Below are 10676 nucleotides of genomic sequence, written 5' to 3'. Positions count from 1 at the left end.
GTTAGGGGGTATTGGCTTTATTGTCATGGCTATGATCCTGGGTGGGGATCTGAGCATGTTCTTGGATGTGCCTTCTATACTCATTGTTTTCTGTGGTTCGTTATTTGTTGTGATGTCCCAGTTTACCTTGGGGCAGTTTTTCGGTGCTGGGAAAGTGGTTGGCAAGGCTTTCATGTTCAAAATTGATTCGCCTGACGCACTTATCGAGAAAATTGTTGAGATGGCAGACGCGGCCCGTAAAGGGGGGTTTCTTGCTCTTGAAGAAGCGGAAATCGGAAATCCATTTATGCAAAAGGGCGTGGACATGCTTGTGGATGGCCATGATATTGAAGTGGTCAGGGAAACCCTGAACAAAGACATCATGATGACCACCGAAAGGCATGAATTTGGTGCTTCTATTTTTAAAGGCTTAGGTGATATCGCCCCTGCCATGGGAATGATAGGTACCCTCATCGGATTGGTGGCGATGCTTTCGAATATGGATGATCCCAAAGCCATTGGGCCAGCCATGGCGGTGGCACTTTTGACGACCTTATACGGTGCCTTTCTAGCCAATGTGATTTGCTTACCTATTGCGGCTAAACTCACAAATCGCAAAGAAGAAGAAAAGCTGAACCAAGCACTGGTGTTAGATGGTATTGTAGGTATTGCAGATGGGCAAAACCCAAAAGTGATAGAAGGTATTTTGAAAAATTATCTCGCGGCCAGTAAGCGTGGCGGTGCAGAAGAGGAGTAGCCGGCCATGTCAGATCAGCAGTGCCCTAAATGTCCACCGGAAGGTTTGCCTGCATGGATGGGCACCTTCGCCGATCTGATGTCATTATTAATGTGCTTTTTCGTTTTGCTATTGGCGTTTTCAGAAATGGATGTGCTGAAGTTTAAACAAATTGCCGGCTCAATGAAGTTTGCTTTTGGTGTGCAAAATAAAATAGAAGTAAAAGACATTCCTAAAGGCACCAGCGTGATTGCCATGGAATTTAGACCGGGACGTCCAGAACCGACGCCCATTGAAACCATTCAGCAACAAACCATAGACATGACCCAGCAAATGTTGAAGTTCCAAGCCGGTGATGAAGATTCATCCGGTGGCCGTCAGAAACAACGGGGCTCACAGCGTGGCGGTCAGGCGCAGCAAACGGCATCAGATTCTGCCGCATCGGCAGCCCAAAGCGCAGATAAAGATAACATCAATGACATGATGAAAAAGGTCGCCGAGCAACTGCAAAAAGAAATCGCCGATGGCTCGCTAGAAATGGAATCACTGGGTCAGCAGCTTACCATTCGTATCCGAGAAAATGGGTCGTTTTCGGCAGGTTCAGCCTTTCTACAACCCCAATTTAAACCGGTACTGAGAAAAGTAGGTACCTTACTGGCAGATATGCCCGGTGAAATTCAAATTTCGGGGCACAGTGATGGGCAGCACATTGCTAATGAATTGTATCGCTCGAATTGGGATTTGTCTGCCCAGCGCGCGGTTGCCGTCGCCGAAGAGATCCGCAAAGCCCCCGGCTTTGATGAACAGCGTATGTCGGTGGTGGGGTTAGCAGATACCCATCCTTTGGTAGAAAAACCTACCAATGCCGCAGAACGGGCCCGCAACCGTCGAGTGGAAATTACCATAAACCAAGGTAAGCCCTTGGAATCCAACCCTATCTCAATACTCGAAGACGACAACTAGCTCGTTAAAGCCTTAACGCTTCCTCGGGTAAGTTTGGCGCGATAATGGGGTTTAGCCAGCACAAGCTGTACCGTGGATATGGTTCTTTCAAGAAAGCCGCCTTCACAATAGCGAAGGTAGTAGGACCACATGCGTGCAAAATGTTCATCGTATCCATCCTGCAACAAGGCTTCTTTGGCACTGACAAAAGCCTTGTGCCAGTCATCTAAGGTTTTCGCATAGTCGAGGCCAATATCCTGCAGATCTCGAATAGACATATCACTAAAGCGTTTCAAGTAATCGTTAATAACGTATTGTGACGGCAAAAAACCACCGGGAAAGATGTATTTTTGAATAAAATCAACACTACGGCTGTAACTGTCAAATCGCCGATCATCAATAACGATGGACTGGAGCAACATCAGGCCGTCGGGTTTAAGTAGTGATGCGCAAGAGCCGAAGAAGTGGCCAAGATAGCGTTTGCCCACAGCTTCAATCATTTCAATGGAAACCAGTTTATCGAATTGACCTGATAAGGCGCGGTAATCTTGTTTTAACAGGGTGATTTGTGCTGACAACTGCTCTTTTTCTATCCACGCTTTTGCATAGGCATATTGTTCTTCAGAAATGGTGGTGGTAGTGACCTTGCAGCCGTAATGACGGGCGGCATAAATGGCCATTCCTCCCCAGCCAGTGCCAATTTCTAGCAAGTGATCTGAGGAGGTTAACTGTAATTTGTCACAGATAACCTGAAGCTTGTAGGTTTGTGCATCTGACAGTGAGGCGTTGGGATCCGGATAGATTGCCGCAGAATACATCATGCTTTGATCAAGGAACTGGGTATACAGTTTGTTGCCTAAATCATAGTGGGCCTCAATATTTTTCTTTGCCTGAGCTTGGGTATTTCTGCGCATAAAATGCTGTATTTTTTGAAACGGTAGAAGGAGGTATTTGTAACGTTGTTCCCATTTATCCAGCATGGGCAGGTTGCGGGCAAAAATACGGATCACCGACGTTAAATCCGGTGTTGTCCATAACCCTTCGGCATAAGTTTCACCAGCTGCCACACTGCCGCCAAACAAGAGTTTTCGATATGCTATAGGTTGTAAAATGGTAATGGTGGCATGTAGATCCTGAGCTTTGTTGCCAAAGTCGCCAATGGTTTCGCCATTTTCGACAATTGTCATATGTCCTTCGGGTAAAATGGACATCACTTTTAAAAAGGCTGATCTACAGCTGCGATCTAAAGCGTCTAGCGCAGGTGTTGAGATAAAGGTTGTGTTGCTTTGTGGCATGCAGTGTGTTCCTGACTTAAGGGTGGCCGTAGAAAGGCGTGCGTTTCAAGAATAACTTCAATGCCTGCCAATATATCCCGACCATTGTTTTTAGGGTCATGCTAGGTATACGACGCAAAGCGATCCCCAGATTTTTATTGTTCAAAGAAATTCTCTTCATGCTTAACCCGGCAGTAAAATCTTTTTGTGTTTGATAGCACTGCATGGATAACGAAAAGGTGTCCGACGGCACGGAAATCTTCCATTTGTATAGCATGTCCATAGGATTAAATGGGGAAACATGGAATGCTTTTGGGGTATCGGCCTGAATAGCTAAATCCACCAGATAGTAGTGTTGTTCCTGCCACGGGGTATTACTCACCTCCGCCAACATGTGTGAAAATCCACCGGCAACATTTCGTAAGAAATAAAAGTTCACAGGACTAAAATACATCCCCAGCATTCTAAGTTGTCCGAGCATAAACACTTCACCGGTAAGGGGACTGCCGTGGAGCGAGGACATTTTATTGCGAATTGCGTCATCGAGAGGCTGTTGTTTATCACCGAAGTAATCGCTACGACGAAATTCTACCCAATTGCGGGAGTTATACGAAAAACGTTTGAGTGAACCGTCTAGCGCGTTAAGTTCGTTTAGCTTTATCCAGTAAAGGTAAATATTATACGCAAACTGGTGTTGCGTTGGTTGAAATCGCTGATGATAAACCTGCCCCTGATACAAGGCACTTTCAACATCACTCATAGACTTTCACCAAATCGGGCGCATACATCCAACGCGCTGCGTACCCCATCTTCATGAAATCCGTTGTACCAGTATGCGCCGCAAAAATGCAGGTTATCCACCCCGCAAATTTCACTACGCTGTTTTTGTGCAGCGACCATGGGTGCGCTGAACTGAGGATGGGCATATTGGTATTGACCGAGTATTTTCGTCGGATCAATGGCCTTGGTGTTATTTAGGGTAACGCAAAATGTGTGTGGAACCTGTTTTAAGCACTGAAGTATATTCATATTATATGAAACGGCCGTGGGCGCGTGTTGCTCATCGGCATTTTCTTTTAATCGATAGTTCCAGCTTGCCCAGGCCAATTTACGCTGAGGAAGTACGCTGGTATCCAGGTGAAGCACTACATCGTTGTTGGCATAGGGAATGGCACCAAGAATGCGTTTTTGTGCGTAGGTGGGGTGTTTGAGCAGGCTAAGGGCTTGATCGGAATGGCAAGCGAATATGACTTCGTCAAAGTATTGTGCACTGTGACCCTGGGCGATGACTTGCCAGCCTTGGGCTGTTCTTAGTACATCTTGTACCGGTGAATTTAAATGAATGTTTTGGGCAAAAGACTGGGTGAGAGGCGCAATATAACTTTTAGAGCCGCCTGTGAGGGTATACCACTGGGGGCGATGGGTAACGCTTAACAGCCCGTGGTTGTTAAAAAATTTTAGAAAAAATGCCAACGGAAATTGCTTGGTTTGTTCCAGACTGGCTGACCAGATAGCGGCGCACATGGGCAACAGGTAATAGTTGGTAAAATCGTCACCTAATCCCAAGGATTGGACATAAGACAACAAGGTCATTTGGTCATCTGTTTCCCGCAACTGAGCAGCCCGTAATTTACACGCTTTATTAAAGACGAGAATATCTTTTACCAAACGCCAAAAAGCCGGACGGATTAAATTGCGCCGTTGGGCAAACAGGGTGTTTAGGGTATTGCCGTTGTATTCCAACCCTGTTTTTTCGCTGCGTACCGAAAAGCTCATTTGTGTAGCTTGTTTTTGTACCCCTAGTTTATCCATCAATCGAATAAAGCGAGGGTAAGTCCACCCATTAAAAACGATAAATCCTGTGTCGATGGCATAGGCGTTGCCATCCACCGTTATTGTTTTTGTGGCAGTATGCCCGCCAATGTAATTGCTTGCTTCATACACAGTCACGTGGTGCTGTTTACTCAACAAATAGCCGCAGGTTAAACCAGAGATACCTGTTCCAATAATTGCAATGCGCTTCTGCATCCGTTCATCCCTATTGTTGTTGTCGCATCTTTTTTGACAACCACTGCTGAATGCCTGTAGGCAGGCCATGCAAAAAGCGCATGAGCCAACCGAATCCCACTGGGAAATACAAGTTTTGTTTTTTCTTTTCGATCCCCTTAAGCATAGCGATTGCTGCTTGTTTTGCAGAAATTTTCATGGGCATGGCAAAATCATTTTTTTGTGTAAGGGGGGTATCAATAAAGCCGGGAGAAACATGTTGCACATGGATATGACGGGGCGCCAGATCGACGCTTAGGCTTTGGGTAAAATAATGAACGGCGGCTTTACTGGCGCCATAAGCTTCTGAGCGGGTAAAGGGAAAAAGTCGGGCCATGCTATCGACAATCACTAATTGGTTGCCCGGGCGCAGATTAGGAAGCAGGGCTTCGACACTGTGAACCATGCCAAAGAAATTAATCTCAAAGACGCGGCGAAACAAGGCAGTGGTAAAATCGTCACTATCCACATATTCACAACTGCCAGCATTAAGTACTGCAATATCAAACTGCACCGAGGCCAAAGCGGTTCGGGTTTCTTCCAGTGAGGTTAAATCAAACTTTTTGGTCGTGATCTGCGGGGAAGTGGCTAATTCCTCAAGGACGCCTTCGTTGCGACCGCAGGCGATGATCTTATAGCCTTGGGTCGCGGCGTGCAAAGCAAGGGCTTTACCTATACCTGATGTGGCGCCTGTTATCAGTAGGGTTTTCATGGGTGCAGCCGGGCTTTTATTTTATGGATTACCCAGCCAAGCACGGGAATGTGCTCATAAACCATTTCCCCAAGATCATAGAAATCTCTGTGATAATAAATTTTCTCGTTTTTCACCTTCAAAATGCTAATACCTTGTAGATGGATGGGAGCCGATTTGTTTTTGAGGACCAAGTGCATTGTCCATGTGACGGTGTAATCAATGTCCTCATTAAGCGCGCTAGGTGCGATCATCGAAATATGGAAGGTGCAGTCTTTGGTGTTTTCCAGCAACGCTGCGAAGTAGGTTTTAACCGCGTTTAAGCCATGGTGATGAGAAATGGGATCAATAAATTCCACATCCTGTGTGTAGATACTCGTTAGTGCCTCGGCCGTGGTGACATCGAGGCTGGAATACAAAGCGCAAAACTTATCAATGAGGGTCATGGGCATGAGTGTGTAAAAACGACTTACCTGTATACCATTCTTACTCACTGTGAGATCAAAAACATAAAACCCGAAAAGAAAATTAACCACAATAGGCTGGCGATCCAAATAACTTTCGTCTCGTAATAACTATGAAATTAAGCACAACATTAGCGATTTATGGATACCGAACTGCTTCCGCTTTTTCCCCTATCCGCGCACCTTTTACCTCAAGGCAGAATGGCCCTGCGCATCTTTGAGCCGCGCTACATGCGGATGGTAAAGGAGGCCTGTGCTGATAATGGAAAATTTGTCATGTGTATGCTTAATGCCCAGGGCGATAAAACAAGCCATGAACATATCTATCCTATTGGCACGGTTGCGGAGGTTATCGACTTTGATTTACTGCAAGATGGGTTGCTTGGCATAAAGGTTGCTGGACAGTACTGTGTTGAGGTCGACAAAATCTTCGCTGAAGCAGATGGTTTGCGCATGGGTCAATGTACGCCAAAGCCGCCGTGGACGTGTGAGATAACGCCTCAAGAGATTTCACCTATGGACGAACGGTTACAAGATATATTTGCGTGTTACGACGAATTGGCTACGCTTTATGATAAACCAGAGTTTGACAACCCGCTTTGGGTGTTGCAACGGTGGTTAGAGTTATTGCCGATTGGCGCAAAACAGAAACAGTATTTTCTCGAACAACAAGATTGCAGGAAGTTATTTGATTACGTCTCTGCACTTGTTCAGTAGACACCGTGTAAAAATTACAGGGTGTAGTAGGACAAAATTACGCTTCTGCCATCTTCATAAACCTGACGTCTGTAGCAACTGTTAACCCGATAGGATATGGACAAATACTTATGTTAGTTGGAATTCCCGTGGAACAAAGTAACAGCGCAGTCAAACCTAAAGAATGTGCAGCTGAAATGTCAGACTATATCGTTAAAGTTGCTGAAACCAGATGTAAACGCTCCTTTGCAAGGGTGTTTGGCTATTTTGCTCCTCGATTGCGTTCCTATGCACTCAAACAGATGGGGAATGAAGCCCTAGCGATGGAATTGGTTCAAGACACCATGTCAAACGTATGGCAAAAAGCTCACCTTTTCAATTCCGCTAAGGGAAGTCCTTCTACCTGGATTTTTACCATCGCCCGTAACATCCGCTTCGATATGCTAAGAAAGTTGCAAAACCGCAAGGAAGACATTTGTTCCGATGATTTCTGGCCTATTTTATGTGAGCAAACCGCAGACGCAAATGATAAGCCGTTGGACGAACAGATCACGCTGGAACAAATCGGCTTCATGTTCGAAGATTTACCCATGAAACAAAAAGCCGTAATTGAAGCGATTTATGTAGACGGTAAATCCCAGCAAGAAGTGGCTGACGAACTCAGTATTCCCCTCGGTACGGTTAAGTCACGTACGCGACTCGCATTGCAAAGACTCAAAGGTATGCTGCACGACCATGGCTAGGTTCCATCCAGAGCCCGAGCGCCTTTTGCAGTATGCAGAAGGTTCTTTGGGGCTTTTGGAATCTTTGATTATCGCTGCACATTGCGATATGTGTTCACGATGTCGGCAAATTGTCGAGCAACATACCCGTATTTTGTCGGCCAAAGTTTTTGACTTTCCACTGGGCGAACGCAGTAAGACGACGCAACTTGATCAGATGCTCAATACCATCACACAACTTCCGTTGGTAAAAGGCAACATGCCTTCGCGGGCGACCCAGGAGTATGTTGAGCTTGATGGAAAAACCTTTCCCTTACCGACAACATTGCAACGGGTGTTGCGTAAAACAGGGGGCTGGTCTGGCTTGGTGGGTAAACTCTGGCAGGCGAGGGTAGATATTGACACTCCAGGCTTAGCTTCTTTTATTTATATGGGGCAGGGAGGCCGTGTACCAGAACATACCCATTGTGGCACAGAGTATACATTGGTGCTCGACGGTGAGTATTGTGATGAACTAAACCATTACCGAACAGGTGACTTTGTTACCATGGGTCATGAGCAACTTCATACACCTTATTCTGAGGCCCGTTCCGGATGTCTTGTTTTTAGTGTGCTAGATCAACCTCTGCAATTTACCTCAGGTCTTGCGCGCCTGCTAAATCCATTTAGCCATTTATTTTTTCGATAAAAAAAGCACCATTTGGTGCTTTCTTTTCATGCCTGAAAAATGAGTTCAGCCGATAAACTCGCTGTCAGGGTAGTTAAGACGCAGCGTCTTGATGGCATTTTCTTTTAATTCATCAAGGCCTAAGTGGTCATAGGCGGCTACCATAATTTCCAATGCCGGTTGAATTTGGTCTGAATCTGGGAAATGCTCGATGACATAACGTCCACGATTAGCCGCTGCGACGTATGCTTCTCGGCGCATATAGAAACGGGCAATGGCAATTTCGTACTTGGCTAACCGACTTTTAATAAACAACATACGTTTTTTAGCGTCGGCAGCATATTTGCTGTTTGGGTATTGCTGGATAAGACGTCTGAAATCTTCAAAGGCCTCCCGGGATTTCGATGGATCCCGATCGGAGCGATCAATACGCATCAAATCTTGAAACATGTTGGCATCCGATTCCATGTTGGTGAGTCCCCGCATGTAGTAGGCATAATCAACATCTGCATGATTCGGATTTAAACGAATAAAACGATCGATGGTGGCCAATGTTTCATCGATTTTACCGGATTTATAATAGCTGTAAATCAGGTCGAGTTGCACCTGATTAGAGAGGGGGCCAAAGGGATAACGTGAATCCAGTTCACTTAATGTGGTGGCCGCGGCGCCAAAATTACCGTTACGCATGTTGCGTTGGGCATTCTCATACATCTGCTGTGCGCCCATATTAGCCAGAGCCGCGCGTTGTTCAGAATCGTCAGACGAGCTGCAACCTGTTACGCTGACCATGACACCAAAAACTAAGGGCATCACTAATCGAATTGATTTCATATCTGTTGTCTATTCCTGCTTAACCGACTGATACATTAAACTGCATTTTGTGTAACGGTATTCTAGCGCACTCAATCACGCAAACTCTACATAAAAACCCGAAAGTTTCCGTTTAACTGGTGTAAAGGTTGGTATAATGCGCTTTTTGTAACAGCGAAAGAGTTTTATGACCCAGTCTGAGAATACCGTCGTATTAGAGGCAAACGCTGAGTCACACCATTTTGGTAAGCGTTTAGATCAAGTTTTAGCCGATTTGTTCCCTGAATATTCCCGTTCCAAGTTAAAAAATTGGATTTTAGAGGGAAGCGTCTATGTCGATAATGAAATATTGACCACGCCCAGACATAAAGTGATGGGGGGGGAAACTATTATTGTTCGGGCCACAATGGAGGTGCAAACCACCAGTGAACCTCAACCCATGCCATTGGATATCGTCTATGAAGATGACGATATTTTAGTTATCAATAAACCCACGGATATGGTGGTTCACCCTGGCGCGGGCAATCATGACGGCACACTACTGAACGCTTTACTGGCCCATGTGCCCGGTATTGACGTTGTGCCGCGAGCCGGTATTGTTCATCGTCTGGACAAAGACACCACCGGATTGATGGTGGTGGCGAAAACCGTTCCAGCACAGACGCACCTTGTTGAACAATTACAAGAACGGGTAATGAGCCGAGAATATGAAGCCTTAGCTTACGGCACCATGGTGGCTGGCGGCATTGTGGATGCCCCCATTGGGCGGCATGCAACTAAGCGTACACTAATGGCCGTGCGGGAGTTTGGTAAGCCTGCGGTGACCCATTACAGAGTGATGGAAAAGTTTAGAGCCCATACCCACCTTCGGTTAAAACTGGAAACCGGACGTACCCACCAAATTCGTGTTCATATGGCCCACGTTAAACATCCTTTGGTCGGCGATCCAGTTTATGGCGGACGCCCTCGTTTACCTAAAGGCGCCACAGAGGAGTGTGTACACATGCTGCGCTCATTTCCTCGCCAAGCACTCCATGCGGCACAATTGTCCTTGTTTCATCCAGTGACAGGTGAATGGATGACATGGCGGGCACCACTACCACAAGACATGGTTTCCTTGCTTGCGTGTGTGCGGGAAGATACCCAAATTAACGGTATGAATGATATCTGATCATGGATGTCATAACGCCACGCTGGTCCATACCCGACAATGTATTTGCTTATAGCACCACCCGTGCAGGCGGTCATAGTCGCGGGCCTTATGCCTCTTTAAATGTGGGCAAGCATGTGGGCGATTGCGAAAAGATCGTAGACGCGAATCGTCGTATGTTGCCACATCACGACAAACTGATTTGGCTCAATCAGGTGCACTCCGATAAATGTGTCACCTTGCCAACGCATTGTATCGATGCCGATGCAGCCATTAGCCGGGATCATCGGTTTGCCTGTGCCATTATGACAGCAGACTGCGTTCCCATCTTGCTTGCCAATGAGCAGGGCAATGAAGTGGCCGCCATCCACGCAGGCTGGCAAGGTTTGGTAAAAGGCATTATTGGCCGTACATTAGAAAAGCTTGTTTCCACACCAGAGCAAGTACATGGGTGGATTGGGCCCGCCATTAGCCAAGGCTGTTATGAAGTCTCGCC

General features: G+C 46.2%; 13 protein-coding genes. 7 read left to right on the top strand and 6 right to left on the bottom strand.

What is annotated here, in order from left to right:
* A partial coding sequence (pomA, locus tag V5298_RS14700; protein ID WP_332932204.1) for a flagellar motor protein PomA occupies nucleotides 1-736 on the top strand: 736 nt, incomplete at its 5' end.
* Between the two features lie 6 nt (nucleotides 737-742).
* Nucleotides 743-1678 (top strand): flagellar motor protein MotB, encoded by a 936-nt coding sequence (locus V5298_RS14695; protein WP_332932203.1) that lies wholly within the window; start codon nucleotides 743-745, stop codon nucleotides 1676-1678.
* Here V5298_RS14695 and V5298_RS14690 read toward each other — a convergent pair.
* Genes V5298_RS14690 through V5298_RS14670 form a run of 5 tightly spaced genes read right to left on the bottom strand, consistent with a single transcriptional unit; the run spans nucleotide 1675 to nucleotide 6222 of the window.
* A complete protein-coding gene (locus V5298_RS14690; protein WP_332932202.1) occupies nucleotides 1675-2952 on the bottom strand; it encodes a cyclopropane-fatty-acyl-phospholipid synthase family protein in 1278 nt (425 codons plus the stop codon). The genes V5298_RS14695 and V5298_RS14690 overlap by 4 nt on opposite strands.
* A gap of 16 nt (nucleotides 2953-2968) precedes the next feature.
* The gene (locus V5298_RS14685; protein WP_332932201.1) at nucleotides 2969-3691 is read right to left on the bottom strand and encodes a DUF1365 domain-containing protein; all 723 of its coding nucleotides are present in this window, start codon (nucleotides 3689-3691) and stop codon (nucleotides 2969-2971) included.
* Nucleotides 3688-4959 (bottom strand): NAD(P)/FAD-dependent oxidoreductase, encoded by a 1272-nt coding sequence (locus tag V5298_RS14680; RefSeq protein ID WP_332932200.1) that lies wholly within the window; start codon nucleotides 4957-4959, stop codon nucleotides 3688-3690. The genes V5298_RS14685 and V5298_RS14680 overlap by 4 nt, the downstream gene beginning before the upstream one ends.
* Before the next feature lie 10 nt (nucleotides 4960-4969).
* Nucleotides 4970-5689 carry an SDR family NAD(P)-dependent oxidoreductase gene (locus V5298_RS14675; RefSeq protein ID WP_332932199.1) on the bottom strand — a complete coding sequence of 240 codons (720 nt, stop codon included), beginning with the start codon at nucleotides 5687-5689 and terminating at the stop codon, nucleotides 4970-4972.
* Entirely contained in the window at nucleotides 5686-6222 is a 537-nt protein-coding gene (locus V5298_RS14670) for a nuclear transport factor 2 family protein (RefSeq protein WP_332932198.1), read from the bottom strand. Before V5298_RS14670 ends, V5298_RS14675 begins: the two co-directional genes overlap by 4 nt.
* 51 nt (nucleotides 6223-6273) lie before the next feature.
* On the opposite strand from V5298_RS14670, the gene V5298_RS14665 reads away from it, so the two are divergent.
* The 3 genes from V5298_RS14665 to V5298_RS14655 all read left to right on the top strand — a co-directional run bounded on the left by V5298_RS14665 (nucleotide 6274) and on the right by V5298_RS14655 (nucleotide 8238).
* Nucleotides 6274-6849: an LON peptidase substrate-binding domain-containing protein gene (locus V5298_RS14665; RefSeq protein ID WP_332932197.1), complete on the top strand. Its 576-nt coding sequence runs from the start codon at nucleotides 6274-6276 to the stop codon at nucleotides 6847-6849.
* A gap of 110 nt (nucleotides 6850-6959) precedes the next feature.
* Nucleotides 6960-7571 (top strand): sigma-70 family RNA polymerase sigma factor, encoded by a 612-nt coding sequence (locus V5298_RS14660; RefSeq protein ID WP_332932196.1) that lies wholly within the window; start codon nucleotides 6960-6962, stop codon nucleotides 7569-7571.
* Nucleotides 7564-8238, top strand: a complete 675-nt coding sequence (locus V5298_RS14655) for a ChrR family anti-sigma-E factor (RefSeq protein WP_332932195.1) — start codon at nucleotides 7564-7566, stop codon at nucleotides 8236-8238. Before V5298_RS14660 ends, V5298_RS14655 begins: the two co-directional genes overlap by 8 nt.
* Nucleotides 8239-8283: 45 nt before the next feature.
* Here V5298_RS14655 and V5298_RS14650 read toward each other — a convergent pair whose 3' ends face one another.
* Entirely contained in the window at nucleotides 8284-9051 is a 768-nt protein-coding gene (locus V5298_RS14650) for an outer membrane protein assembly factor BamD (RefSeq protein ID WP_332932194.1), read from the bottom strand.
* A gap of 166 nt (nucleotides 9052-9217) precedes the next feature.
* Here V5298_RS14650 and rluD point away from each other — a divergent pair, with 166 nt between their 5' ends.
* Together rluD and V5298_RS14640 are read left to right on the top strand one after the other, a co-directional pair.
* A complete protein-coding gene (gene rluD, locus V5298_RS14645) occupies nucleotides 9218-10201 on the top strand; it encodes a 23S rRNA pseudouridine(1911/1915/1917) synthase RluD (protein WP_332932193.1) in 984 nt (327 codons plus the stop codon).
* Between the two features lie 2 nt (nucleotides 10202-10203).
* The coding region (locus V5298_RS14640) for a polyphenol oxidase family protein (protein ID WP_332932192.1) at nucleotides 10204-10676 on the top strand (473 nt) is incomplete at its 3' end.

The sequence above is a fragment of the Alteromonas sp. 14N.309.X.WAT.G.H12 genome (assembly GCF_036697315.1).
Taxonomy (GTDB): domain Bacteria; phylum Pseudomonadota; class Gammaproteobacteria; order Enterobacterales; family Alteromonadaceae; genus Alteromonas.
The sequence above is the reverse complement of the archived record's forward strand: the minus strand, read 5'-3'. Positions and strand labels throughout refer to the sequence as shown.

Excerpts from the sequence above, each read along its gene's own strand:
- V5298_RS14650 (WP_332932194.1), bottom strand. The coding sequence starts at position 9,051 with ATGAAATCAATTCGATTAGTGATGCCCTTAGTTTTTGGTGTCATGGTC.
- V5298_RS14675 (WP_332932199.1), bottom strand. The coding sequence starts at position 5,689 with ATGAAAACCCTACTGATAACAGGCGCCACATCAGGTATAGGTAAAGCC.
- V5298_RS14695 (WP_332932203.1), top strand. The coding sequence starts at position 743 with ATGTCAGATCAGCAGTGCCCTAAATGTCCACCGGAAGGTTTGCCTGCA.
- rluD (WP_332932193.1), top strand. The coding sequence starts at position 9,218 with ATGACCCAGTCTGAGAATACCGTCGTATTAGAGGCAAACGCTGAGTCA.
- V5298_RS14685 (WP_332932201.1), bottom strand. The coding sequence starts at position 3,691 with ATGAGTGATGTTGAAAGTGCCTTGTATCAGGGGCAGGTTTATCATCAG.
- V5298_RS14660 (WP_332932196.1), top strand. The coding sequence starts at position 6,960 with ATGTTAGTTGGAATTCCCGTGGAACAAAGTAACAGCGCAGTCAAACCT.
- V5298_RS14665 (WP_332932197.1), top strand. The coding sequence starts at position 6,274 with ATGGATACCGAACTGCTTCCGCTTTTTCCCCTATCCGCGCACCTTTTA.
- V5298_RS14655 (WP_332932195.1), top strand. The coding sequence starts at position 7,564 with ATGGCTAGGTTCCATCCAGAGCCCGAGCGCCTTTTGCAGTATGCAGAA.
- V5298_RS14680 (WP_332932200.1), bottom strand. The coding sequence starts at position 4,959 with ATGCAGAAGCGCATTGCAATTATTGGAACAGGTATCTCTGGTTTAACC.
- V5298_RS14690 (WP_332932202.1), bottom strand. The coding sequence starts at position 2,952 with ATGCCACAAAGCAACACAACCTTTATCTCAACACCTGCGCTAGACGCT.